This is a genomic window from Lutispora sp. QWL-02 (assembly GCF_058315355.1).
The window spans coordinates 2,862,352-2,888,853 of the sequence record NZ_CM177762.1 but is presented as its reverse complement, the minus strand read 5'-3'; the positions used below and the strand labels follow the sequence as shown (position 1 = coordinate 2,888,853).

Here is a 26,502-nt window from a genome sequence, read left to right as displayed (position 1 = left end):
GAAAAAGAAAGGAAGGTGTAATGATGGAACAGAAAGAGAGAGAAAGTTGGGGATCTCGGATTGGCTTTATTATGGCAGCAGCAGGTTCTGCTATAGGTCTTGGTAACATTTGGAGATTCCCTTACCTGACCGGCATGAACGGTGGTGGCGCATTTATTGTTATTTATTTAGCCTGTGTTTTCTTCATTGGTCTCAGCATTATGCTTGCTGAACTTACCGTAGGCAGAAGGACTCACCTTGCAGCGGTAGGAGCTTATAAGACTAACAGCAAAAGCTGGACTTTTGCTGGAGTGCTGGGAGTTCTTAGTGGATTTATGATCATGGGTTTCTATCCGGTAGTCGGTGGATGGTCTATGGCTTATATAGTAAAATCCTTTACCGGTCTACTCTCAAATCCTGCGGCAGTTGGGGATGCATTTGGTGCTTTTATTGGAGACCCTATTCAGCCATTGATTTGGACGGTTCTTTATATGCTGATCAACGTTTATATCGTTGCAAGAGGAGTTACCAAAGGAATTGAAACGGCAGGAAAGATATTAATGCCGATGCTTTTTGGATTGCTTATAATAATTATTATTAAAGGCCTTACTTTGACAGGCTCAAGCTCAGGACTTTCATTCTTGTTTGTACCTGATTGGTCTGTAGTAAACGGCAATACTTTCTTAGCCGCGTTGGGGCAGGCGTTCTTCTCGCTGAGCCTAGGCATGGGATGTATGATCACTTATGGAAGCTATCTGAATAAACAAGAAAAGCTTCCGCAAAATGCTTTGATTGTAGTTACAATGGATACTTGTGCTGCTATTCTGGCAGGCCTTGCTTTATTCCCTGCACTATTTGCATTTGGATTGGAGCCTACAGCAGGCCCCGGTTTGGTTTTTGTAGTGGCACCTCAGATATTTGCGGGAATGGGCGGCTTCGGAATGATTTTCTCAGCTTTCTTCTTTTTAGCATTGATGATTGCAGCTCTTACCTCATCAGTGTCTTTATTAGAAGTGGTTGTTGCATATTTAATGGATGAAAGAAAAATGTCAAGAAAATCTGCTGTTTATGGTACTTCTGTAGTTATGCTTATATTATGTGTGCTTTCCTCACTATCTCTGGGAGTCATGTCAAAGGCCACTGTACTTGGGGTTGGAGCTTTTGATTTCTTTGATATCCTGACTGACAAGATATTCCTGGCAATTGGCGGAATGCTGTTGGCGATATTTGCAGGTTGGTTCTTGAAGAAAGAAGATCTCAGAGACGAACTTACAAATGGAGGAACACTAAAATTTGGGCTGTTTGAGGCATGGTATATTATGATCAAATATGTAATTCCGGTTTTGATAGGCATAGTTGCATTTGTAGGAATTACATCAATAGCTCAAAAAGGCTTAATGATATTTGGACTTCTGGTAATTGTTGTGCTTGCAGCGTTCTCTAAAAAGCTTTAGTATATTTATGTATAATAAAAGGATCTGGTTTATGGACCAGATCCTTTTATTTTCTCATACGGCTTATTTTCCCTTCATCAGGAGTTATATAAATTGTTTTGTAGCTTTCATATATCACTTTGCCGGGTTTGGCACCGGAAGGTTTTTTAACGTTCTTTTTCCAGGTGTAGTCCACAGGTACATTGGAGGACAACTTGCCTTTGCTGAAATAAGCAGCCAGATTTGCTGCTTCAGACAATGTATTGTCATCAACAGCTTTCCCATCCGTTTTTATTATGACGTGGGAGCCGGGGATATCCTTTGTGTGGAACCAGAGGTCATTTGCTGATGCAAATTTTAATGTAAGATAATCATTTTGCGTATTGTTTTTACCTACATATATATCAAAGCCGGATGAAGAAATAAAATGCATTGGCTTTGAAACTTTCTGGGAGGCTTTAACGGTTTTCTTGTTTTCCTTCCCTCTCCTAATGTAGCCTCCTTCTGCTAATTCCATCCTGATTTCATTTATCTCCTGTTCTTCTAAGCTTCTGTTTAAACTATCCTGTATGCTTTCAAGGTATACTATTTCCTCCAAAACCTGTTCTACCTGGTTTGAAAGGAACTTTAGAGCAACCTTCGACTTATTATATTGCTTATAATATTTTTGAGCATTGCTTGCTGGAGATAAACGAGGATCCAAGGCTATTTCTATTTTTTCCTCCTGCTCGCTGAAGAAGTTGGGCAGGATTGCTTTTTCTTCCCCTTTATTGATTCTATAAAGGTTGGCCATTATAATATCCCCACAAAGCCGGTGATATTCAGCGTTTCTTGCTTCTGTGAGCTCTTTTTCCAAAACACTGAGCTTTCTTTCATCTCTTTCCAGCTTTATTTTTACTATTCTGCTGAGATCGCCGGTTTTTTGCTTTGTTCTGTCAATTTTATCTTTTTGAATATAAAAGGCTTCGATAGTTTTGCTGATGCTATCCATATAAGTTTTTTTAAAATCATTATATATGCTTAATTCAATAGCTGAAAAGTCTATATTTTTTGAATCATCCATTATAATATTGGGCTTATAATCCTTGGATTTTATTTGCTCTATTAACCTGTGAAACTCGCTGAAGAGACACAGAAGCTGCTCCTTATTCAGAATCTTTATATCCAGATCGGATTCAATCCCTGCTCTGAAGCATATTTCTTGCGCAGCTATAGGACTTATTCCATAAAAGGCTTTCACAAGATATTTATCTGCTTTGATGCTTGCAGACAGAGAATGGATACCTGATAAAAATTCGCTTTCGCAGATCATAAGCGGGTCTTTCTTATTATCAGAGGGCGGATATACATACTTAAAGCCCGGCATAATCGTTCTTATGCTGCTCATATCATTGCTCACTCTTCTTATGCTGTCGATTATGTTCATGCCTTGGCTATCAATAAATATAATATTGCTGTGGCGTCCCATTACTTCTGCTATGATAGACTTTTCAATGCTGTATCCCATCTCGTCGATGCAGTCGAAGGTTATTTCAATCACCCGCTCCAGGCTCGGCTGCTTGATGGTGATTATGCGGCTACCTGTAAGGTGCTTTCTAAGAAGCATGCAGAAGGCAGGTGCATTCATTGGATTGCTTTTATTATCTTCGGTAAGATGTATCTTGGGATACACAGGACTGGCCGAGATAAGCAATCTATAATTTGATTTATTATTTCTGATGTTAAATGTTATTTCATCTTTTTCAGGTTGATATATTTTTTCTACCCTGCCATTTAGGATAGCAGTATTTAATTCTGATACTATAGAGCTTACGGTTATACCATCAAAGGGCATATCATTACCTCCCGGAATATATACAAATTTCTTGTAAAGCTAATAAGATTATAACATGAATAATTGAGCTTGCACCAAATTTATTATTTCACGATACAAGAAAAATAAAAGTTACATATATGTTATAAAAACAGCTATGTGCTATAATACGAATAAGAGATAGGCAGGAGGGTAATTATGATAGATTTTTATAAATATCACGGACTTGGAAATGACTTTATAATCATTGACAACAGGGAGGGAAAATTGAAATTTGAAAAAGATATCATAAGAGCATTGTGTCATAGGAATTTTGGCATTGGTGCAGATGGTATTTTATTGGCAGAGAATAGCAAAGGCTGCGATGTGAAAATGATAATATATAATTCAGACGGCAGCAGTGCTCAAATGTGCGGCAATGCAACAAGGTGCTTTGCCAAATATTTATATGAGAAGGGCATAATCAAGAAAAAAACAATACATATTGAAACTCTTGCTGGAGAGATAATAACAGAAATTCGAACAGAAAATGATAAGGTAACGAAAATTAAAGTTGATATGGGAAAGCCGGCATTTGATCCTAAGGCTATTCCATGCAATATAGAATGCGAAACGGTAAAAAATATAAAATTAAAAATTGGCTCTGCAGCATATGATATCACTGCAATGCTTATGGGAGTTCCCCATGCTGTCATATTTAAGGATGAACTGGCAGATAGCGACATCATCAAAGAAGGGAAACAAATAGAAGAGAGCCCCTTTTTCCCTCTTAAAACCAATGTGAATTTTGTAAAAATACTCAGCAGAAGTGAGATAATTTTAAGAACTTGGGAAAGGGGAGCAGGTTACACTCAGGCTTGCGGCACAGGCGCGTGTGCCAGTGTAGCTGCAGGCGTTGTTAATGATCTGCTTGACAACAGGGTATTGGTTCATTTAAGGGGCGGAGATTTAATTATTCAATGGGATGGACAGAATAATATATATATGGAAGGTACAGCCAAGGAGGTATTTTCAGGCAAGCTTACAAAGTCTTAGTCCCGGAGCATAAGGTGAATTGCTCCACAGGAGCAAGAGAGGATGCCCTGGGGCATTTGCAATCGTTATCAGTTAATACAACAGATAAAATCTGTAGAATCTTCCTATTGTGTTTTTGGATAAAATTATATAAAATTATATAGAACTTAATGAACTGGCAGTTTCTTTAAAACTATCTGGAAGGATGGATATGATGGTAAAAAGTATGACAGGGTTTGGGCGGGGAGAGTATGGCGAAGATAATATAAGCTTTACTGTTGATGTCAGAACCGTAAATCATAGATATAGCGATTTCTCTATAAGGATGCCCAAAATTGTATCAGGTTTGGAAGAGAAGGTTAGAGAATATGCAGCCTCTAAGATAGGCAGAGGAAAAGTTGATATCTTTATCAATTATGATTCCTTTGGGCAGGATGTAGAAATAAAGCTTGACACTAATTTGACCAGATCTTATATAGAGTGTTTAAATGCAATAAAAGACGAATTCAATATTAAAGACGATATTAATCTTTCTTTGTTAACCAGGTTCTCAGACATTATTAAAGTAGAAAAGGTTGAGAAAGAGGAAGATGAGCTCTGGAGAATTTTGAAGGCGGCTTTAGAAAAAGCCTTTGAAGGTTTGTCTCAGATGAAAGAGAGAGAGGGACAGAGACTCTTTACGGATATTAAAGGCAAGTTGCGATATATAAAGGAGATAGTTGATGAAATAGATGCGAAAGACGAAGGCTTGGTCTATGCATATATGGATAAGCTCCGGGAAAGAATATTGGAATTGAGTAAAGGTATACCTCTTGATGAAAGCAGATTTATGACGGAAGTGGCATTAATGGCAGATAAGAGCAGTATAGATGAAGAAATAGTAAGGATGAGAAGTCACATATCAGAGTTTGAAAAAACAATGGATTCCAGAGGTACTATCGGGAAAAAACTTGACTTTATAATTCAAGAAATGAACAGAGAGGTAAACACAATAGGTTCAAAGGGCGCTGAGATAGACATAATCAATAATGTGGTGAACTTAAAAACCGAAATAGAAAAAATTAGGGAACAGATACAAAACATAGAATAATTAGGAGGATTTAGAATGAGCATTAAACTTATCAATATAGGGTTTGGCAACATTGTATCGGCAAATAGGCTAGTAGCTATAGTAAGCCCTGAATCTGCGCCTATAAAGAGAATAGTGCAAGAAGCGAGGGATAGGGGGATGCTGATAGACGCAACCTATGGCAGACGCACAAGAGCGGTGATCATTACCGATAGCGATCATATCATATTATCAGCAGTACAGCCCGAAACAGTAGCCCACCGGCTGGTAGACAAGGTTGAATCGGAGGAAGAGGAAGAAGAAGAGCCGGTTGAAGAATAAGTATTGTGTAAGGTGAGGCATCTATGGTAAATAATAAAGGATTGCTAATTGTGATTTCCGGTCCCTCGGCTGTTGGGAAGGGTACGATTTGCAAGGAGCTGATGAAAAGAGGTATAGATAATTTAGAGCTATCTGTTTCAGCCACTACAAGAAGACCGCGTCAGGGTGAAATTGATGGCATAAATTATTATTTCAAAGAAAAAGAAGTTTTTGAAAAGATGATTGAAAGCGAAGATTTTTTAGAGTTTGCCCGTGTTTATGATAATTATTACGGTACTCCTAAAAAAAATGTTATGGATAAGATCAGCAATGGAAAAGATGTTATTTTGGAAATTGACATCCAAGGAGCTAAACGGGTTAAAAGAAACTATGAGGATGGCATATTTATATTTATAATGCCGCCTTCTTTTAAAGAGCTAAAGAACAGGATTGTCAAAAGAGGGACTGAGACTCAAAAAGATATGAATAAGAGAATGACTTGTGCTTTTGAAGAAGTCCAACAAGCAAAATACTATGATTATATTGTTGTTAATGACAATTTAAACAGCGCTGTAGAAAAGATTTATTGCATAATTAAAGCGGAAAAGTGCAGATTAAGTAGATATCATATTGATTTATCAGAGTTCAAGGAGGAATTATAATGATAAGTCCTACAATAAATACATTACTTCAGAAGGTTGACAGCAAATATACACTTGTTGTTGCAGTGGCTAAAAGGGCCAGGCAGCTGGTAGACGGCCAGCCGAGCCTGGTGGATATCAACTCCATAAAGCCGGTAACCATTGCCATACAGGAGATTGCAGAAGGCAAGCTTGAATGCATCAGTGGAAAACAAAATAAGCAATCAGGTGAGAGTAATGCTAGAGAATAAAAACATAGTTTTAGGTGTGACCGGCGGTATTGCTGCTTATAAGTCTTGTGATTTAGTAAGCCGTTTAGTCAAGGCAGGGGCCAATGTAGATGTGATAATGACTGAAAACGCTATTAATTTCATCAACCCGTTAACCTTTCAGGCACTATCTTCCAATCAAGTGATCGTCGATATGTTTAAAGAACCTAAATATTGGGAGATTCAACATATATCTCTGGCAAAAAAAGCTGACGCTGTTGTTATTGCGCCTGCTACAGCCAATATCATAGGGAAAATAGCAAATGGCATAGCTGATGATATGCTGACCACTGTAGCAATGGCAACGACAGCACCTTTGGTATTTGCACCTGCTATGAACAGCAACATGTATGAAAATAAAATCCTGCAATCCAATATTGACCGTTTGAAAGAGATTGGTTACCATTTCATAGAGCCGGGAGAAGGCAGGCTTGCTTGCGGTGATATCGGAAAAGGCAAGATGGCTGAACCTTATGATATAGAGCTTTGTATAAATGAAATATTGAACACAAAGAAGGATCTCCAGGATAAAACAATTATTATTACTGCGGGTCCGACAAGGGAACCTATAGATCCGGTGAGGTTTATTTCCAATCATTCTACAGGGAAGATGGGCTATGCTATTGCGGAAAAAGCTGCAGAAAGAGGAGCCAAGGTATATCTGATATCAGGGCCTACCGCATTAAAAACTCCCAAGGGCGTCCGCCTGATTTCTGTAAATTCCGCGAAGGACATGCAGAGAAGGATTATGGAGCATTTCGACGAGGCTCAGATAATAATAAAAAGCGCTGCAGTGGCGGATTATGCTCCTGCTATAGCCCATGATCAGAAAATCAAAAAAAAGGACGAAAATCTAACCATAGAGCTGGTAAAAAATCCGGATATATTATATGAACTGGGTAAAATAAAAGGGGATAAAATATTGGTTGGCTTTGCAATGGAAACACAGAATCTTATAGAGAATGCAAAGGAAAAGGTATTGAAAAAAAATCTTGATTTCATAGTGGCTAATGATCTGTTTACGGAAGGGGCCGGCTTTGCGACCGATACAAATATTGTAAAAATAATTGACAGAGGCGGAAATGTAGAGAGCATACCGAAGATGTCAAAGCATCAATTGGCAGATCTGATATTGGATAAGGTGATGCATTTGCAGCAATTGGGAGACGGAAACCATTGAAAGTTTGATAATAATTAACAAAAATCAATAAAAAAATAAAATAATAAAGGCTTCCATTGGAATTATTTTAACAATCGAGGAAGCCTTTTTCGTAATTAATTAGGTCAAATTTATATTGAGCTAAAATTATACTTTCCTAGGATTATAAAAAATCCTTTCGTGTTTTTTCTTGAAAAATTCAGTGCCTTTCGGTGGTTAAAAATCCTGAGTTTTTTTAAGGGGGAGGTAGGGAGATATTTTGAATGAGATGAAGATTGCACAAATCATAGTAGATAATAAATGCAAAGAAACGGATAGGGTTTATAGCTACTTAATTCCCCAGGGTCTAAAAATTAGAGTTGGGCACAGGGTGATAGTGCCATTTGGAAGAGGAAATAAAAAAATTGCAGGTTATGTAGTAGGCTTAAAAAGCAATACTGATTTGGAAATGAGCAAGCTTAAGGCTATAGCGGGATTGCCCAGCGATGATATATTTTTGTCCGCAGATATGCTTAAGCTCATAAAATGGATGCGGGAAAAATACCTGTGCTATTATATTGAAGCCATTCATGGAGCATTGCCTGCTAATATAAGGATTAAAAACACATATATATATGAGTTGAACCAGAACAGCAAAAATATAGATTTGCTGAAGGAAGGCAATCCTCAAACACTTATGGATATTTTGGATTTTATGGAGGAAAACGGAGGAGGGGCTACAAAAGAAGAATTAAGAGATAATTTTAATGATAATCTTTTGGAGAATGCAGTCAAAAAGCTCATAAAGCTTGGGGTACTCAAGAAACATCAAAAAGTAAAGAGCCAAGAGAATATAATGTATGAAAAATTTGTCTACCCCGATACTGAAACCGCAGAAATTCCAGCCAATGCAAAAAAACAAAGGCTGCTGATGGATACAGTTAGTTCTAAACCAGGTATCAGCATTAAAGCTTTGCAAAAAGATTATGCAATCGGTAAAGCTACTATTGATAACCTGCTTAGCAAGGGCTTTATCAGAATCGAGGAAAAAGAGACCTACAGATTGGTACAGGAGAGAATTCAAGCAGAGAGCAAGAAAATCCTTACTAAGGAGCAATGTAGAGCCTTGGGAGAAATAGAAGAATGCTTCAAAAAAGGAAATCATATACTCCTTCATGGTGTTACCGGCAGCGGAAAAACAGAAATATATCTGCAATTGATAGAAGCTGAATTGAAAAAGGGCAAACAAGGCATTGTTCTTGTTCCTGAGATATCTCTGACTCCCCAAATGATCAGACGCTTTGTAAGCAGGTTCGGCGATACTGTAGCAGTGCTGCACAGCGGCCTTTCGAACGGTGAGAAATATGATGAATGGAGAAGAATTGCTGAGGGGAAAGCCAAGGTGGCCATCGGCGCGAGATCCGCAATATTTGCTCCTTTTGAAAAGCTTGGAATAATAATAATCGACGAAGAACATGAAAATACATATAAATCAGAGAACAGGCCCAAATATGATGCCAGGGAAGTTGCAATGAAAAGATGTGATATAGAAGGGGCTCATTTATTACTTGGCTCTGCTACGCCTTCCATTGAAAGCTATTTTAAGGCAACAAATAAGTTGAATAATATGGCTCTGGTGTCTATTAATACCAGAGTTAACAACAAAGTCATGCCGAATATAAAAATAGTGGATATGAGAGAGGAGTTAAAGTCAGGGAATAAGAGTATTTTCAGCCATAGCCTGGCGGAAGAAATAAAAATCGCATTAGGGCAGAAGGATCAAATAATACTGTTTTTAAACAGGAGAGGCTATTCCACCTTTGTTTCCTGCAGAAGCTGCGGGTTTGTGGCTAAATGTCCGAACTGTAATATTTCTCTGACTTATCATGCTAAGGGTAATTATCTTACTTGCCATTATTGCGGATATTCCCGCCCAAACCCTAAGGAATGTCCAAGCTGCAAAAGCAGCTATATTAAGTATTTCGGCATTGGAACTCAAAGGGTCGAAAGAGAATTTCAAAATACATTTGATAATGTAGATGTTTTAAGGATGGATGCAGATACAACGACCAGGAAGAATTCTCATAAATTAATACTCGATAAATTCAGGAATAAAGAAGCTTCTGTGCTGATCGGGACCCAGATGATAGGAAAAGGCCATGATTTTTCGGATGTCACATTGGTGGGCATTATCACCTCGGATACATATTTGAACCTGCCTGATTTTAGGGCGGGAGAAAAGACCTTTCAAATGGTCACACAATCTGCAGGAAGGGCAGGCAGGGGTGACAAGCCGGGTACGGTTATAATCCAGACATACTCACCAGAGCATTACAGCTTATTATACGCTAAAAATCATGACTATGTCGGATTTTATAAGGATGAAATAAAGATGAGGAAGGAGATGAATTATCCTCCGTTTTCTCATTTGGGACATATAGTAATAAGCGGCATAGGGGAAGATGCAGTAGTAAAGGCTGCCAAAGAAGCCGGCAAATTGCTGAATAAATTACGTGGTGATGATTGCAATATTGAAATATGGGGGCCTTCACCTGCTCCCCTTTCAAGAATAAATAACAGGCATAGGTGGCAATTGGTTTTAAAAGCGGTCAAAGAAGAAGAAGTGCTTAAAATATTTAGGGATTTTAACAACTCAGCATTTTTAAATTTAGAAGAGGTAAGCGTTAGTATGGATATTAACCCGCTAAATATGCTATAGTATTGCTAAGGATATTTGTAGGAGGAATATGATGGCTATTAGAGAGATAAGAAAAGACTCAGATGAAATATTAAGAAAAATTTCAAAAAAAGTAGATAATATAGATGATAGGATTATTACTCTTCTGGATGACATGGTTGAAACTATGAAGGCAGCCGAGGGAGTGGGCTTGGCAGCCCCCCAGGTGGGGATTCTGAGAAGAGTGGTTGTCATTGATGTTGGGGACGGTTTGATAGAACTCATAAACCCCGTAGTAGTCTATGAAAAAGGTGAGCAGTGCAAAGAAGAAGGCTGTTTGAGCATTCCAGGTAAATCAGGTATGGTAAAAAGACCCGAGAAGGTGATTGTCAGGGCTCAGAACAGAAAGGGAGAGACCTTTGAGATTACCGGGGAAGACTTATTAGCCGTTGCTCTTTGCCATGAGATAGATCATCTGAATGGGATATTATTTACGGATAAAGCTATAACGATAAAAGAACAAGGAAGAGAATGATATGAGAATAGTATTTATGGGCACACCCGATTTTGCGGTGCCCAGTTTAAAAGCATTATATGATAAGGGATATGATATATGCTCTGTGGTGGCACAGCCTGACAGGCCCAAAGGAAGAGGAAATAAGCTTGCAGCCCCTCCGGTAAAGGCAGCCGCATTGGAAATGGGGCTGGAGGTGCATCAGCCGCAAAAAATAAAAAGTCCTGAATTTGTAAAATTCCTTACAGATATTAAGCCTGATATAATAATTGTAGTGGCTTTTGGGCAGTTATTATCCAAAGAAATTCTTGATATACCTGCTTTCGGCTGCATCAATGTCCACGCTTCATTATTGCCGAGGCTCAGGGGAGCAGCTCCTATAAACTGGAGCATAATAAATGGAGATGAAGTCACCGGCATAACGACGATGTATATGGATATAGGCCTTGATACGGGCGATATGCTTGCAAGAAAAGAAGTCAGGATTGGGAAAGATACAAATGCAAAAGAGCTGCATGATGAACTCTCCATAGCCGGTGCAGAAGTTTTGCTTAAGACCATAGAGGATATATTATCCGGGTGTTCTATAAGGACGAAGCAGAATAACGAAGAAGCCACATATGCGCCGATTCTTACAAAAGATATGGGCAAGATTGATTGGTCATGGGATTGCAAGAAAATTTATGACCTGATAAGGGGAACATATCCCTGGCCAGGCGCTTTTTCTTATTATAATGATAAAATGTTTAAAATATATACTTCAAAACCTGTTGATGCTGAAAGGCTTAATACTGATTGGGGCAAAATTATTGAAGTAAACACAGATAGCATAGTCATCAGCTGCGGCAAAGGCTTTTTATCCATCTCTGAAATTCAGTTTGAAAACCAGAAGAGGATGAAAGTTGAGGACTACTTGAGAGGCCACAGTATAGAAAATAACATCTTTATTGGTTAGGAGGAATGTTTAATGTTTTACGGATACGGATATTACGATCCTACGTTTATATTGCTAATTCCGGCTATGGCTTTTGCCTTTTATGCCCAAACAAAGATTTCATCAACATTCAATAAGTTTCTGAGGATCAGAAACAGCAATGGCTATACAGGCTATGAAATCGCAAGAAGGATCCTGGATGCAAATGGTCTTTACAATGTTCCCATTGAACAGACCAGAGGACATTTGACAGATCACTATGATCCAAGGACTAAAGTGCTCAGATTATCCCAGGAGGTTTATAATGGGGCTTCGCTGGCTTCGGCGGGAGTGGCTGCCCATGAATGCGGCCATGCAATACAGCATAGCGAAAGTTATATGCCTCTCACTTTGAGAAATACGATTGCCCCAATTGCCTCCATAGGCTCACAGGCATCCTGGTTCTTGATCATAATAGCACTGGCATTAGGGATGATGAATTTATTTACCCTGGGGATATATCTTTTCAGTGCAGTGGTATTATTTCAAATAGTGACTTTGCCTGTTGAATATAATGCCAGCAAAAGAGCAATAATTGCATTAGAGGACTATGGACTTGTTGGAAGCGGCGAAGTCTATGGTGCGAAGAAGGTTCTATCCGCTGCAGCACTTACTTATGTAGCTGCTACGCTTACTGCTGTACTGCAATTATTAAGACTTTTGCTTATAAGAGGGAGAAGGGACTGATAGCATTGCTATCAGTTTTTTAGAACCTGTTTAGTATCTGCAGGTGGCTGAGATTTTGAACAGATTTTTAGTCAGACAAGGCAAATTTTCGCAGTAATACCGGTGGTATTCTGAGAGAATTTAACGCAGTATGGCGGAAAAACTGCCAAAAGATAAGGTACAAGAAGATGTTGAACAGTGTCTTAGATAAGGAGTGCATCATATGGATAAAAGCTGGGCCCGGGAAGAAGCCTATTTGATTTTGAGCAAGGTTATCAGCAGAGGGGCTTATTCAAACATTGAGATAAGAAAAAAATTGAACAGCTCCGGCTTGGAAAAGCTAGATAAGGCCCTGGTAACGGAAATAGTAAACGGTACATTGAGAAATATGATATATATCGATTGGGTGCTGAGCAAGTTTTCAAATATTAAAGAAGAAAAAATATCTGCCAATATAAAAAATATTCTAAGGTGCGGAGTCTATCAAATAATGTTTTTAGATAAAATTCCTGACTCGGCAGTTTGCAATGAGAGCGTGGAGTTAGCCAAAAAATATGGGAATATGGGATCATCCAAGTTTGTAAATGGCTTGCTGAGAAATATTGTGAGGAATAAAGAGACGATTGGATATCCGGATAAAGGTAAATTGGCAGAATACTTATCTGTTAAATATTCTCACCCAGTCTGGCTGGTAGAAAAATGGCTAAAGGACTTTGAAGATAAATTCACCGAAGAATTGATGAAAAGCAATAATGATGTGCCTCCCCTAACAATAAGGATTAATAAGCTTAAGACAAATAAGCAGGAGGTCATTGATGATCTTGAAGGTCACGGCATTGCATGTTCTGAGGGTTTATACAACGAAGAGGCTGTAAGCGTGAGAGGAACATCCTCTATTGAAAGCTTAGAAATTTTTAATAAGGGTTTTTTTTCAGTCCAGGATGAGAGCTCCATGCTGGTAAGCAAGGTCATGAATCCCAAACCCGATTCACTGATAATAGATGTTTGCAGTGCGCCCGGAGGAAAAGCTGCCCATATGGCTGAGTTGATGGATAATAAAGGCTTAATAATCGCAAGGGATATACATCAGCACAAACTGGATTTGATAAATAAGGCTTGCAGCAGGTTAGGCATAAATATTGTTAAAACTCAGTTGTTTGATGCACTGAGCATAGACAAGGCTTATATAGGAGCTGCTGACGGCGTTTTGGTGGATGCTCCTTGCAGCGGGCTCGGCTTGCTCAGGAGAAAGCCTGATCTGAGATGGAAGAAAAAGCCCGATGACTTAGACAGTCTTTCAAATATTCAATATGAAATACTTAAAAATGCTTCCCTATATGTAAAAAAAGGAGGAGCTTTGATATACAGCACTTGTACTCTGAATAAAAATGAAAATATTGAAATAGTAAAAAAATTTCTAGCCGCCAATGACGGTTTTTATTTAGATAATATAGAAAACCTGATACCTCAAAATTTATATGCCCCTGATGCTAAGGAAGGTTATTTAGAACTCTTCCCGCATATTCATAATACGGATGGCTTTTTTATTGCGAGGTTGATAAAAAGATGATGGAGTGGGAAACAATGGATAAATGTGACATAAAAAACTTCACTGTTAAAGAACTGGAAGAAATGATGATAAAAAACGGATACCCGAGATTCAGGGGAGTACAGATATTTAAATGGATATACAAAGATGTGGCAAACTTTAAGGATATGAAAAATTTGCCCGGCGATATCATTGAGTTTTTGGAGGAGAATTTTTATATCGGAAGGGCGATATTGATTAATAAGCAGCAATCCAAGGACGGTACAATAAAATATTTGCTTGGGCTTCATGATAAAAATGCGGTAGAATGTGTCTTGATGGAATATAAGCATGGTTATTCCATTTGCATATCAAGCCAGGTTGGCTGCAGGATGCAATGCAGCTTCTGTGCCTCAACAGAAGGCGGCTTAGTGAGAAGCCTGAGTGCCGGTGAAATGGTTGAACAAGTCATGGCAACTGCGCGGGAAAGGGAAATTGTGATTTCCAATATTGTGATCATGGGTATAGGTGAACCTTTTGATAATTATGATGAATTGATGAAATTCTTAAATATTATTAACAGTAAAGACGGAATAAATATAGGAATGAGACATATAACCATATCTACTTCCGGTTTAGTACCGAGGGTATATGGCTTTGCAGATGAAAATCTGCAGTGCACCTTGGCTGTATCATTGCATAGCGCTATAGATGAGGTTAGGAACATGCTGATGCCTATAAACAGGAAGTACAATATATCTGAGCTGATAAAAGCTTGTGATTACTATATAAGCAAAACTAATAGAAGGATAACGTTTGAGTACGCGCTGATAAAAGATGTAAATGACGGTGTGAATGATGCTGATGCTCTCGTCAAGCTGCTAAGGGGAAAGCTTTGCCATATAAATCTGATACCGATAAATCCGGTGTCCGGGAAAGCACATATCAGGTCAGGGCATGAGAGAGTGGAAAAATTCAAAAAAATAATAGAAGACAATGGACTTCAGGTTACGTTAAGAAGGGAATTAGGAACAGATATTCAGGGCGCATGCGGTCAATTAAGAAAAAATTATATTGCCCGATAAAATATTGCTGAGATTAATATACTATTGAGGCTTTATGCCATCGTATAATGGTATTATAATAAAATTAAAGGGTTTTTGCATATTGTGTCGAAAATAAATGTTTTAAGCAAATTTGTTAATAATCCTATTCCAACCAGAAATAGAGGTGTTTTAATGAGGTCATTTGGTGCTACTCATGTTGGTTTGGTCAGAAAAATAAATGAAGATTCTTTTTACTGCCAAGAAAAATACGAGTACAGCAAACCATACATTTGTATGATAGCAGATGGTATGGGCGGACATAATGCAGGTGAAGTGGCCAGCACAATGGCGGTTACTGAAGTGAAGGGCTTTTTAAAAAAAGCCATAAAGAATTCTGTTGGCTATGGAATAGAGGACTATGAGAATTTAGTAAGAGAAGCCTTTTTATTTGCTAACAAGTGCATTTATAATAGCTCTATGAAGAATAAAGAACGTTTAGGCATGGGGACTACGCTGACACTTGCCCTGATTGTAGAAAACAATTTGATAATAGGGCATGTGGGAGACAGCAGGATGTATATAATAAAAAACGGGTGCCTGTCAAAGGTTACAGAGGATCATTCTTACGTAGCAGAGTTAATAAAAAATGGAACCATCAAACCGGAAGAGGCGAACCATCATCCCCAGAAAAATCTGATAACCAGAGCTCTGGGAACCTCCAGGACCATAGAGGTCGATGTAAAAAAGGTTGTTATAGAAAATGGGGATTTCATTCTAATGTGTACCGATGGTTTATCAAATATGCTATCAGATGATGAAATATTGAGCACAGCAACCTCCGAAAGGGAAATTCAATCTGTTTGCCATGAACTTGTCGACAAGGCTAATCTCAATGGAGGCCTTGATAATGTAACAGTGATTGTTATTGAAGTTGAGCTTGGAGGTGAAGATAATGATAGGTAAGGTCCTTGGAGGCAGATATGAAATATTGGAGAAAATTGGCGGCGGAGGCATGGCTCTCGTCTATAAAGCTAAATGCCGCTTGTTGAATAGATTCGTAGCAGTTAAGATATTGAGATCCGAGTTTACGGGAGATGAAGAATTTGTAAAAAAATTCAAAAGAGAATCCCAATCAGCGGCCAGCTTATCTCATCCTAATATTGTAGGGATTTATGATGTGGGGATGGAAGACGACATATACTATATAGTCATGGAATATATAAAAGGCCAGACTTTAAAGGAATTGATAAAGTCTAAAGGGGCTTTGGGTGTTGAATATGCTACAAATATAGCGCTTCAGATTGCTGCGGCTTTGGAACATGCTCATATGAATCATATCGTTCATAGAGATATAAAATCACATAATATAATGATAAAGGATGATAATACTGTAAAGGTTACTGACTTTGGAATTGCCAGGGCCGTATCCTCCTGCACCATAACCAATACAGGCAATATAATAGGATCTGTGCATTATTTTTCACCGGAGCAGGCCCGAGGAGGGTATACTGATGAGAAATCAGATATTTATTCCTTGGGAGTAGTGATGTATGAACTGGTAACAGGAAGGCTTCCCTTCGAAGGAGAAACACCGATATCAGTGGCCCTGAAGCATATTCAGGAGGAAGCAGTAAACCCAAGGGAAATAAATAATAGGATTCCCAAAAGTCTTGAAGACATAATCATGAAAGCAATGGAGAAGGATGTGTCTAAAAGATACAGCAATGTAGGAGAAATTATTGCCGATCTTAAACAATCCCTTATCATGCCTAACGGTGATTTCGTAAAAAAGAAAAAGGATATAGATGAAAATACAAAAGTTATTGAGCCTATTAAGCATATTGATGTTGAGGAGAAGCTGACTGTCGAAAGTAAACCGGAGGAGAAAAAGGTTCAACCCAGGAGCAGTAAAAAAATCACTGTGATTGCAATCTTGTCAGGTCTATTTCTTGCTTTGCTTATTTTTGGCGGCTATTTAATAGTGAACAGCATATTTAATGTTAAGATAGCAAATGTACCGAATGTTATCGGAGATAGTGAGGAAGAAGCACGAAAAGAGTTAGAAGCCTTAGGCTTTGTCATGGAAGTAGTCGAAGAGAGGGTCTTCAATAAAGATGTTCCTGAAGGGCATATAGTGAGGCAGGATCCAAAGCCTGAAACATCAAACAAGGTTACGAATCCGGTCAGAGTTGTTTTGAGCAAAGGACCGAAAAAGGTTCCGGTGCCCGCTCTCGTCGGAAAGAATTATGATGAGGTGGATATATTGTTAGAAAGCGTTGGACTGGAAGAAGGAGAGCCTTCACAGGAATACAGCCCATATCCTAGCGGAATAGTTATAAGACAAAGTATTCTTGAAGGTACCGAGGTTGATGAGGGTACGAAGATAGATTATGTCATAAGCGGTGGACCGGAGAAGTTTTTTATGACGAATTTCATAGGTTCAAATATTGAAGACGTTAAAAAGCAGTTAATCGTATTAGATTTAATTTTGGGAAATGAAACTCCTGAATTCAACGATGATGTTCCTAAGGGCGTTGTTATAAACCAAACCCCGAAGGCCGGTACGGAAGTGAGCAAAAAAAGCGTGGTGGATTTCGTGGTGAGCAAAGGGCCTGAAGAGAAACCTATAAAAAAGTATCTGAATGTCGAATTACCGAAAAATTTGGATAGGATGAAAGTGACCATATTTAAAATTGAAGGGGATAAGAGCACCTTGATCTATGAAAATACCCATTCGGCTTCTGACAGTCCTTTGAGGATAGAAATAAGCGGTAAAGGTGAAGTTAAATTTGAAGTGTATATAAATAACAGTTTTCATGATAGCGCAGTATATAACTTCTAATGGAGGATGTCTATGATATCAGGCATTATTACAAAAGGCATTGGCGGCTTTTATTATGTGGATGCAGACGAGCATATATTTGAATGCAGGGCTCGAGGCAGATTCAGAAAAGACCATATAGTCCCGATGGTAGGAGACTGGGTGGATATTGAAGTCGATGACAGGACGAAGCAGGGCTATGTTATTAATATCCATGAAAGAAAGAATCAACTGCAAAGGCCGATGGTCGCTAATATCGACCAGGTTATAATTGTATTCGCCGCAAAAAAGCCTGATATAAATATCAGCTTGCTGCAAAAATTTATGGTATATGGAGAATATGTGGGGCTGAAGATTGTTGTTTGTATAAATAAAATTGATCTGGATGAAGAGAATGAAACAGAACCTATAAAGGCTATGTTAAGAAGTATTCCCTATGATTTTATTTGCACCAGCGCTAAGCATGGAATCGGAATTTCTGAACTGAAAGAAAAGTTGAGGGGCAATATATCTGTTTTTGCAGGGCCTTCAGGTGCCGGAAAATCTTCGCTGCTAAACTCTATCAATCCAGGGTTGTATTTAAAAATCGGTGATTTGAGTCATAAAACCGAAAGGGGCACTCATACAACCAGACATGCAGAGTTGATCAAGCTTGCTTTTGGAGGTATGGTCGTTGATACACCCGGCTTTACTGCCTTTGATTTAGTAGATATTGATGAAGCTGAGCTTCAGTACCTGTTCCCAGAATTCCAAGAGTATTTAAATTGCCGATTTCCATCCTGCAGGCATTATAAAGAACCTGAATGTGGGGTAAAACAGGCTGTTGATGAAGGAAACATCAATTCCATAAGATATGAACATTATATACAAATTCTGTGTGAATTAATGAAAAATAGGAGGTATTAAATTGATAAAAGTTGCGCCATCCATACTGTCTGCCGATTTTGCCAATATGTCTTTGGATGTTAAAACTGTTGAAGAGGCTGGAGCCGATATGCTTCATATCGATGTTATGGATGGTCATTTTGTCCCTAACATAACTATAGGAGCACCCGTTGTTAAAAGTCTGCGAAAAGTGACTGATCTGGTTTTTGATGTGCATTTGATGATTGACAATCCGGAACAGTATATAAAAGATTTTGTATTGGCCGGAGCTGAGATAATAACCGTACATGCTGAAGCATCAAAGCATTTGCACAGGCTGCTCCAGATGATAAGAAATGAGGGAGTGAAGGCTGGCTTAGCTTTAAATCCTGCAACACCGATTTCAGTTCTTGAGCATCTTTTGGATGATCTGGACATGGTATTGATTATGTCGGTCAACCCAGGCTTTGGAGGGCAAAAGTTTATTCCGGCCATTTACGATAAAATTTCCTTGACAAGTGAATATCTTAGTGAAAAGAATAGATATATACCCATCCAAGTGGACGGAGGAATTGGACTGGACAATATTAAAAAAGTGTGCGATTGCGGAGCTGAAATTATAGTTTCGGGCTCAGCAATATTTAATTCGGATAGTATAAAAGAGACAATTTGGCTCATGAAAAAGGCAGATGAGGCTGAATAATGAAGACCGCAATAATCTGTAATGGACAGGTCACAGATTATAAATATAGCATGGATATTATTAAAGATACGGATTATATAATATGTGCCGACGGCGGCACAAGACACGCATATAAAATGGGCATATGCCCGGATCTGATCATTGGAGATTTTGACTCCACAAATGACTTTTATCTAGAGCATTACAAGAAAATGGGAGTTAAGATACAGGAATATCCTAGGGATAAAGATAAAACAGATAGCCATATATGTATTCTGAAAGCCCTTGATTTTTCCAGTGAGATTGTGCTGTTAGGCGTAACCGGCAGCAGGCTGGATCATACTCTGGCCAATATTTCCTTGCTAAAGCTGGGACTGGATAAGAATATAAAGATGTATATTGCAGATAAGCAGAACGAAATTTACTTGATAAATGACAAAATAACTATAAGAGGCAAGCCCGGAGATCTATTTTCCCTTCTTCCGCTAACACCGCGGGTAGAAGGTATAAAGGTTTGCGGGGCCAGGTATGAATTGGATGAAGCTGTTATGGAGATTGGTGATCCATATGGAACGAGCAATGTATTTGATCAAGAAAGAGTAGAAATAAAAATAGAAAAAGGCTATTTATTGGTTATAAAATCAAAAGATTGAGTAACAATCGGACCTCTATACGAGTATTATATAAGTATAGAGGTTATTTTTTGGGGGAGTCAATATGGGATATTCCTATAAGAAATTTGCAGGCGTCATGTGCATTGTATTAGCAGGAACGATTTTGATCAGGGTATTGCCTTCTTGGGCCTGGTATACGGTTATTACAGCACTCATTGCCTCAATATGTTACTTAGTATATAATTCTCTTTTCGGGTAGATGAGGAGGGACAATGTTTTGAGCTATAAGAAAAAGAAAGTGATAGGACTCTTGATTTTTTCTATAGGCCTTGGAGTTTTGCTGGCTGTAACAATGCCCCTTATAGGTTGGATAATGCTTTCTGCTATCGCATTGATTTATGTCGGGATTTATCTGTATAAAAATTAAGAAAGGCTGCCATCCGATGCTTTGAACTGATGAAGCCTTTCTTGAAATGCATAGGAAAGTGCATATTGAGGAAATCTAGACTTTTCTATGCATTTTAAAAAGCGCGATGCCGCGCTTTTGTGCTATATAGCTCTATTCACTTTACCGGATCTTAAGCATCTTGTACAAACTTGAATCCTCTTTGGAACACCGTTTACCAAAGCCCTTACAGTTCTAATGTTAGGAAGCCAAACTCTTCTGCTGTGTCTGTTTGAGTGGCTTATTTGATTACCTGACAGCATACCCTTTCCACAAACTTCACATTGTCTTGCCATATATGCACACCTCCTTCGGCAGATTAACTTTCAAATAAAACACTATTATTTTAACACATATGTTATACTAAAGGCAATAATATGAATAAAATATTTACTTTGAAAGCCAGTTATTTGTTATTATATATAACGTGAAAAAGTTTTTACAGCAATCGTTATCAGTCAGCATAGCAGCTATGGAGAATATTTAATGCGTTGTATATAGCATATTATTTGTTGAAGAATATAATTATATAATATAAAATATACTTAAAAAGTGGGAGGCGATATAATGCCAGGTAAAATGAAAACAGATTTTGGTGAAATAAATATATCTGACGATGTTTTGGCGTCCTTAGCAGGATTAGCTACTACTGAATGCTATGGAATAGTCGGTATGGCTTCGAAAAGTGCTAAAGACGGCATAGTAGAGCTGCTGAAAAGAGAAAATTTAAGCAAGGGAGTTAAGGTTTCTTCTGATGGAGAGGAAATAATTATAGATTTATATATTATTGTTGAATTTGGGACTAGAATATCGGTTGTGGCAGACAACATTATCAGCAAAGTAAAATATTCTCTGGAAAACCTAACTGGCTTAAAAGTAAAAAGAGTCAATATTAATGTGCAGGGAGTTAGAGTATAGCTCTATTAAGGAGGTTCGAATTTTGTCAGATATACATATAGATTTAATTCAAGGCTTGCATCTTAGAAATATGATAATATCAGGTGCTAATAACCTTGAAAACAATAAGAGCTTGGTAAATTCACTGAATGTTTTTCCCGTGCCGGATGGAGACACTGGTACCAATATGTCCTTAACAATGAACTCGGCGGTAAAAGAAGTCAATAAGTCCAAAGAATTGGATGTCGCTGCTATAGCCGATTCCGTTGCCAACGGGTCTTTGATGGGCGCCAGAGGCAATTCAGGAGTAATATTGTCTCAAATATTCAGAGGCTTTGCAAAAGCTTTAAAAAATGTCAATGAGATAGATGCGCCAGCTTTAGCTAATGCGCTTATGGAGGGCTCAAATACGGCTTATAAGGCAGTTATGAAACCGACAGAAGGGACTATACTGACGGTTATAAGAGAAAGCGCAGAATACGGAATAAAAATAGCGAAAAATACGGCCAATGCTACTGATTTTCTTGGGAAAGTAATAGAAAAGGCTGATGAAACCTTAAACCGCACTCCTGATATGCTTCCTATATTGAAGCAGGCAGGTGTCGTTGATGCAGGAGGAAAGGGATTAATATATATTTTAAAGGGTATGCATCAGTATCTTATTTCAGAAGATATTATTCAGCTTTCAGAAGCTGCGGAAGAAGAACCGGAGCAGGCTGCTAAGCCTGTGTATGAGGACATTGTATATGGTTATTGCACTGAGTTCTTTATAAAGGGCAAGGCTCTGGATCCGGAAGAATTCAAGAAGAAAATTACTGAGATCGGAGATTCGATAGTAGTCGTAGGAGATGAAAATCTGATCAAGGTTCATATTCATACAAACAATCCAGGAGTTATAATTGAGAAGGCACTTCAACTCGGCTTTTTGTCGAAAATAAAAATTGATAACATGCGGGAACAGCATGAGGAGCTATTGATAAGTGAAGAAGAGAGAGCGGAAAATCAGGAAGTAAAGAAATATGGGGTAGTTGCTGTAGCAATGGGTTCCGGCATCTCAAGTATTTTTAAAGATCTTGGGGCAAATGAAATAATTGAAGGCGGACAAACAATGAACCCCAGTACGGAAGACATATTGAAAAGCGTTGATAGGATAAAGGCAGAAAATATAATTATATTGCCTAATAACGGCAATATAATATTGGCTGCAAACCAAGCTAAATCACTGTCAAATAAAAATATAATAGTGGCACCGACAAAATCTATCCCTCAAGGGATAAGCGCCTTGATGACATTGGATCAGGAAAAATCTCCTGAGGATAATGAAAAAAAGATATCTAAGGCTATAGGGGATGTAAAGACAGGCCTTATTACTTATGCGGTCAGAGACTCAAATTTTGATGGGGTGGATATTGAAGAAGGCAATTTCCTGGGCATAATGGAAGGAAAGATAGGTGCCGTTGGTGAAGAACTCATTGAAGTGATATATAAAGTTATGGACGGTATGGTAGATGAAGATGCTTCTTTGATAACACTGTACTATGGAAATGATATTGGAGAAGAGGATGCATCAAAGCTGGAGCAGGAATTGATGCAGCGCTATCCCGATTGCGATGTGGAAATGCATTATGGGGGACAGCCATTGTATTATTATATTTTATCGGTGGAATAAATATTTGATTAAAAAATGCGTAAATTGAAGAAGATTTACGCATTTTATATGATCGAAGACATATGACGAGGTGTCGAAATGAATGTATTAAATGAGAGCGTTCAAGTACTAAAGGGAATAGGAAGCTCTAAAGCAAGGATGCTGTCACGGCTGGGAATAAATAGGATTCAGGATTTGATATACTATTTTCCTAAGGGATACAAAGATAAGAGCATAATTACCCGCATAAAGGATGCGGCTCCCGGAGGTTATTTCAATATAACAGGAGCAGTAGAATCAAAAGCCTCTGAATCCAGAAGCAAGCGGGGGCTTTTGATAACAAAATTCCTTGTTTCGGATGGTACAGGCTCCCTTGCGATGGTATTCTACAATAACCGATTTGCTAAAAATATGTTTAAGCAAGGGGATATAGCCGTCTTTTCAGGGAGAACGAGCTTAATAAATAACATGATATCAATGGAGTGTCCGGAGTATGAAAAGTCTGTTGGGAATAATATAAATACTCTCAGGATAGTGCCGGAATACGGCCTTACTGAGGGTTTGAGCCAAAAAGAAATCAGAAAAGCTATTTATGGAGCTTTGGAGTTGGTGGATAATAAGATGGAAGAAGTGTTTCCGGCAGAATTCAGAAAAAGATTCAAGCTGTCGGAGATAAACTTTTCAATAAGGAATATCCATTTTCCTGATTCATTAAAAAGCCTTGAAATGGCTCAGCACAGATTAAAATTTCAGGAAGTGTTCTTTTTCCAATCATACCTTCTAAGGATGAGGAACAGAACGGCTATTGGAGAGGAAGGCATTGAGTTTAAGGCTAAAGAAGATGCCAGGGCCTTTGAATCAAAGCTTCCTTATTCACTTACTTCAGCTCAAAGGAGGGTACTGGAAGAAGTGCTGGCGGACATGGAAAAACCTTTAGCCATGAATAGGCTGATCCAGGGGGACGTGGGATCTGGCAAGACGGTTATTGCCTTCTTAGCATTGCTTAATTGTGTTAAAAGCGGCTACCAAGGAGTTTTGATGGCACCTACAGAGATTCTGGCAGCGCAGCATTTTGAAACCATAAGAGACTATATCAACCTCGGGGGCGAAAATATAAAAATAGAGCTCATAACGGGCAGTATGAGATCAGCCTGTAAAAAAGAAGCTTTAGAGAATATGAGGGAAGGAAAGATAGATATAATAATCGGTACACATGCCGTATTAAGTGAAGGTGTGGCATTTAATAAGCTGGGCTTGGTTATAACCGATGAACAACATAGATTTGGGGTAAGACAAAGAGCTATACTGCAGTCAAAAGGTTTAAATCCTGATATGCTGGTCATGAGCGCCACTCCCATACCCAGAACTCTTTCCCTTGTCCTCTATGGAGATCTTGATATTTCTGTGATAGACGAGCTTCCTCCAAACAGAAAAAAGATAGAAACCTATTTTATAAGCTCGGATAAGAGAGACAGGCTTTATAATTTTATAAAAAAGCTTATTGGAGAAGGCCGCCAAGCATATATAGTATGCCCTTTGGTAGAAGAGTCGGAAAAGCTGGAATTAAATTCAGCAAAGGAGTATTGTGAGAATATTAAAAAGAGCTATTTTAAGGAGTACAACATAGGATTGGTCTATGGTAAAATGAAGAACGAAGAAAAGGATAAGGCAATGTTCAGCTTTAAAAATGGTGAAACGCAGATCATCGTTTCGACCACTGTTATTGAGGTTGGAATAAATGTGCCTAATGCCACAATAATGCTGATAGAAAATGCTGAAAGATTTGGACTTGCCCAGCTTCACCAGCTTCGGGGAAGAGTTGGCAGGGGAGAACATCAATCTTATTGCATATTGATATCAGATTCAAACAGCGAGGTTGTCAGAGAAAGACTTAGCTTTATGACTAAAACTAATGACGGTTTTTTGATCGCAAAAAAAGATCTGGAGACAAGAGGCAGCGGTGAAATTCTGGGTACCAGGCAGCATGGTTTAGAAGAGTTTCGCCTGGTAGATTTATCAAAAGATTATGATATTATAAAGAACTCAAAGGAAGCCATAGAATATTTATATAAGGATAATGGGATTAAAGAAGCTATATACCATAAGTTGGTCAAATATTTAAACGATGAGTTTGATAAAATAATTGAAAAGATTGCATTGAATTGACTTTAACTAGCGCAATTACTTCATTTACAAATCGCTAAAAATAACCTATTAAATAAAATACTGGTGATAAATCACCAGTATAGGGAGAGGAGAAATTGAAGGAAGAGCTCTATGGGGAAATATAGTGTTTTACTAATATCCCTAGCTATAGATTTTGCATTATAATAATTTTTATACAGATAATAAAATCATATTTTGTCTAAAAATAGGCTTTGTGTTAAAATATAATTGTCGTTTAGTTAGGAGGTTTATCATTGAGAATAATAGCTGGGGAGCTGAAAGGAAGAAAACTGGATAGGATAGACACCGGTTCCATAAGGCCTACTTCGGACAGGGTAAGGGAAGCGTTGTTCAGTATCTTAGGAGATATGGTCATTGATTCCAGCTTTTTAGATTTATTTTCCGGCAGCGGCGGCGTCGGTATAGAAGCTTACAGCAGAGGCGCAAAGGAAGTTGTTTTTGTTGATGTCGATTCCGAGAGCGTGAAAGTATTGAAAAATAACCTTAAAAAGACCGATATAATAGGAGAGACTGAAGTAATATACAATGATTATGCTTTGGCTATTGACAAGCTTTCAAGTCAAGGAAGAAAATTTGACATCATATTTATTGATCCCCCTTATAAAGCAGGCATAGCCTTGGAAGCAGTAAAAAAAATTCAGGCGAGGGATTTGCTTAAGAAGGATGGAATCATTGTTATTGAACATGAATATAAGGAATCCATGCCTGAGAAGGAAGGCATATTTAGCATGTTTAAGGGAAAAAAATATGGTAACGTTGGTTTGTCATTATATGTTGCAAAAAAGGAGAATGGAGAGTAATAAATATGAAGATAGGAGTGTATCCCGGAAGTTTTGACCCTGTTACAAATGGACACTTGGATATAATAGAGAGAGCCTCTAAACTGTTTGATAAACTAATAGTGGGTGTGGGTGTCAACAATAATAAAAAATCATTGTTTTCTGTGGAAAAGAGATTGGAATTTATTGAGGTTAGCTGCAAGAGCATCCCTAATGTAGAAGTAGATTCTTTCGGCGGGTTGTTGATAGAATTTATGAGAGAAAAGAATGCCAATACGATAGTAAAGGGCTTAAGAGCTATATCGGATTTTGAATATGAATTTCAGATGGCATTGATGAACAGAAAGCTTAATCCCGAGATAGAAACAATTTTTATGATGACGAGCAGCAAATACTCATATCTAAGCTCAAGTCTCATTAAGGAGGTTGCTGGATTTGGAGGCTGTGTGAGAGGTTTGATACCGGAGGTTGTAGAAAAGGAATTACATAAAAAATTGTAAGTAGG

26 protein-coding genes are annotated in these 26,502 nt (G+C 38.2%); 24 read left to right on the top strand and 2 right to left on the bottom strand.

Annotation, left to right across the window (positions count from 1 at the left end):
* Window positions 1–23: 23 nt before the first annotated feature.
* Window positions 24–1,433 carry a sodium-dependent transporter gene (locus AC4HCY_RS13660; RefSeq protein ID WP_323432100.1) on the top strand — a complete coding sequence of 470 codons (1,410 nt, stop codon included), beginning with the start codon at window positions 24–26 and terminating at the stop codon, window positions 1,431–1,433.
* Between the two features lie 46 nt (window positions 1,434–1,479).
* Here AC4HCY_RS13660 and AC4HCY_RS13655 read toward each other — a convergent pair whose 3' ends face one another.
* Complete coding sequence (locus AC4HCY_RS13655) at window positions 1,480–3,246, bottom strand: Rqc2 family fibronectin-binding protein (RefSeq protein WP_323430309.1); 1,767 nt, start codon at window positions 3,244–3,246, stop codon at window positions 1,480–1,482.
* A 177-nt stretch (window positions 3,247–3,423) separates the two neighbouring features.
* Here AC4HCY_RS13655 and dapF point away from each other — a divergent pair, with 177 nt between their 5' ends.
* From dapF to AC4HCY_RS13565, 18 genes are all read left to right on the top strand, one after another.
* Entirely contained in the window at window positions 3,424–4,260 is an 837-nt protein-coding gene (gene dapF / locus AC4HCY_RS13650; protein ID WP_323430308.1) for a diaminopimelate epimerase, read from the top strand.
* 190 nt (window positions 4,261–4,450) lie between these two features.
* Window positions 4,451–5,329: a YicC/YloC family endoribonuclease gene (locus AC4HCY_RS13645; RefSeq protein ID WP_323430307.1), complete on the top strand. Its 879-nt coding sequence runs from the start codon at window positions 4,451–4,453 to the stop codon at window positions 5,327–5,329.
* Window positions 5,330–5,344: 15 nt separating this feature from the next.
* Window positions 5,345–5,629 carry an extracellular matrix/biofilm regulator RemA gene (gene remA, locus AC4HCY_RS13640; RefSeq protein WP_255225577.1) on the top strand — a complete coding sequence of 95 codons (285 nt, stop codon included), beginning with the start codon at window positions 5,345–5,347 and terminating at the stop codon, window positions 5,627–5,629.
* 23 nt (window positions 5,630–5,652) lie between these two features.
* Window positions 5,653–6,270: a guanylate kinase gene (gmk, locus tag AC4HCY_RS13635; RefSeq protein WP_491094413.1), complete on the top strand. Its 618-nt coding sequence runs from the start codon at window positions 5,653–5,655 to the stop codon at window positions 6,268–6,270.
* On the top strand, window positions 6,270–6,500 hold the full coding sequence (rpoZ, locus tag AC4HCY_RS13630) for a DNA-directed RNA polymerase subunit omega (protein WP_323430305.1): 231 nt from the start codon (window positions 6,270–6,272) through the stop codon (window positions 6,498–6,500). Before gmk ends, rpoZ begins: the two co-directional genes overlap by 1 nt.
* Window positions 6,487–7,698, top strand: a complete 1,212-nt coding sequence (gene coaBC / locus AC4HCY_RS13625) for a bifunctional phosphopantothenoylcysteine decarboxylase/phosphopantothenate--cysteine ligase CoaBC (RefSeq protein WP_491094412.1) — start codon at window positions 6,487–6,489, stop codon at window positions 7,696–7,698. The genes rpoZ and coaBC overlap by 14 nt, the downstream gene beginning before the upstream one ends.
* 247 nt (window positions 7,699–7,945) lie before the next feature.
* Entirely contained in the window at window positions 7,946–10,375 is a 2,430-nt protein-coding gene (gene priA, locus AC4HCY_RS13620; protein ID WP_491096124.1) for a primosomal protein N', read from the top strand.
* A gap of 31 nt (window positions 10,376–10,406) precedes the next feature.
* Window positions 10,407–10,868 carry a peptide deformylase gene (gene def / locus AC4HCY_RS13615; RefSeq protein WP_491096123.1) on the top strand — a complete coding sequence of 154 codons (462 nt, stop codon included), beginning with the start codon at window positions 10,407–10,409 and terminating at the stop codon, window positions 10,866–10,868.
* 1 nt (window position 10,869) lies between these two features.
* The gene (gene fmt, locus AC4HCY_RS13610) at window positions 10,870–11,802 is read left to right on the top strand and encodes a methionyl-tRNA formyltransferase (protein WP_323430302.1); all 933 of its coding nucleotides are present in this window, start codon (window positions 10,870–10,872) and stop codon (window positions 11,800–11,802) included.
* Window positions 11,803–11,814: 12 nt separating this feature from the next.
* Window positions 11,815–12,507 (top strand): zinc metallopeptidase, encoded by a 693-nt coding sequence (locus tag AC4HCY_RS13605; RefSeq protein WP_323430301.1) that lies wholly within the window; start codon window positions 11,815–11,817, stop codon window positions 12,505–12,507.
* 202 nt (window positions 12,508–12,709) lie between these two features.
* On the top strand, window positions 12,710–14,056 hold the full coding sequence (rsmB, locus tag AC4HCY_RS13600) for a 16S rRNA (cytosine(967)-C(5))-methyltransferase RsmB (RefSeq protein WP_323430300.1): 1,347 nt from the start codon (window positions 12,710–12,712) through the stop codon (window positions 14,054–14,056).
* A gap of 14 nt (window positions 14,057–14,070) precedes the next feature.
* The gene (gene rlmN / locus AC4HCY_RS13595) at window positions 14,071–15,099 is read left to right on the top strand and encodes a dual-specificity RNA methyltransferase RlmN (protein ID WP_323430299.1); all 1,029 of its coding nucleotides are present in this window, start codon (window positions 14,071–14,073) and stop codon (window positions 15,097–15,099) included.
* A 153-nt stretch (window positions 15,100–15,252) separates the two neighbouring features.
* The gene (locus AC4HCY_RS13590; protein ID WP_491094411.1) at window positions 15,253–16,023 is read left to right on the top strand and encodes a Stp1/IreP family PP2C-type Ser/Thr phosphatase; all 771 of its coding nucleotides are present in this window, start codon (window positions 15,253–15,255) and stop codon (window positions 16,021–16,023) included.
* Complete coding sequence (pknB, locus tag AC4HCY_RS13585; protein ID WP_491094410.1) at window positions 16,013–17,902, top strand: Stk1 family PASTA domain-containing Ser/Thr kinase; 1,890 nt, start codon at window positions 16,013–16,015, stop codon at window positions 17,900–17,902. Before AC4HCY_RS13590 ends, pknB begins: the two co-directional genes overlap by 11 nt.
* 15 nt (window positions 17,903–17,917) lie before the next feature.
* Window positions 17,918–18,787 (top strand): ribosome small subunit-dependent GTPase A, encoded by an 870-nt coding sequence (rsgA, locus tag AC4HCY_RS13580; protein ID WP_323430313.1) that lies wholly within the window; start codon window positions 17,918–17,920, stop codon window positions 18,785–18,787.
* A gap of 1 nt (window position 18,788) precedes the next feature.
* On the top strand, window positions 18,789–19,448 hold the full coding sequence (gene rpe / locus AC4HCY_RS13575; RefSeq protein ID WP_323430296.1) for a ribulose-phosphate 3-epimerase: 660 nt from the start codon (window positions 18,789–18,791) through the stop codon (window positions 19,446–19,448).
* The gene (locus tag AC4HCY_RS13570) at window positions 19,448–20,080 is read left to right on the top strand and encodes a thiamine diphosphokinase (protein ID WP_323430295.1); all 633 of its coding nucleotides are present in this window, start codon (window positions 19,448–19,450) and stop codon (window positions 20,078–20,080) included. The genes rpe and AC4HCY_RS13570 overlap by 1 nt, the downstream gene beginning before the upstream one ends.
* 238 nt (window positions 20,081–20,318) lie before the next feature.
* A complete protein-coding gene (locus AC4HCY_RS13565; RefSeq protein ID WP_255225564.1) occupies window positions 20,319–20,468 on the top strand; it encodes a hypothetical protein in 150 nt (49 codons plus the stop codon).
* A gap of 122 nt (window positions 20,469–20,590) precedes the next feature.
* On the opposite strand, the gene rpmB is transcribed toward AC4HCY_RS13565, so the two are convergent.
* Window positions 20,591–20,782: a 50S ribosomal protein L28 gene (gene rpmB / locus AC4HCY_RS13560; protein ID WP_255225563.1), complete on the bottom strand. Its 192-nt coding sequence runs from the start codon at window positions 20,780–20,782 to the stop codon at window positions 20,591–20,593.
* Window positions 20,783–21,053: 271 nt separating this feature from the next.
* On the opposite strand from rpmB, the gene AC4HCY_RS13555 reads away from it, so the two are divergent.
* The 5 genes from AC4HCY_RS13555 (at window position 21,054) to coaD (ending at window position 26,497) form a co-directional block, all read left to right on the top strand.
* Window positions 21,054–21,404, top strand: coding sequence for an Asp23/Gls24 family envelope stress response protein (locus AC4HCY_RS13555; RefSeq protein WP_255225562.1), 351 nt, complete (start codon window positions 21,054–21,056; stop codon window positions 21,402–21,404).
* Between the two features lie 70 nt (window positions 21,405–21,474).
* On the top strand, window positions 21,475–23,052 hold the full coding sequence (locus AC4HCY_RS13550) for a DAK2 domain-containing protein (protein WP_323430312.1): 1,578 nt from the start codon (window positions 21,475–21,477) through the stop codon (window positions 23,050–23,052).
* A gap of 78 nt (window positions 23,053–23,130) precedes the next feature.
* Window positions 23,131–25,197 (top strand): ATP-dependent DNA helicase RecG, encoded by a 2,067-nt coding sequence (recG, locus tag AC4HCY_RS13545; protein WP_323430294.1) that lies wholly within the window; start codon window positions 23,131–23,133, stop codon window positions 25,195–25,197.
* 254 nt (window positions 25,198–25,451) lie between these two features.
* Entirely contained in the window at window positions 25,452–26,018 is a 567-nt protein-coding gene (rsmD, locus tag AC4HCY_RS13540; protein ID WP_323430293.1) for a 16S rRNA (guanine(966)-N(2))-methyltransferase RsmD, read from the top strand.
* 5 nt (window positions 26,019–26,023) lie between these two features.
* Complete coding sequence (gene coaD / locus AC4HCY_RS13535; protein WP_491094409.1) at window positions 26,024–26,497, top strand: pantetheine-phosphate adenylyltransferase; 474 nt, start codon at window positions 26,024–26,026, stop codon at window positions 26,495–26,497.
* Window positions 26,498–26,502: the final 5 nt, after the last annotated feature.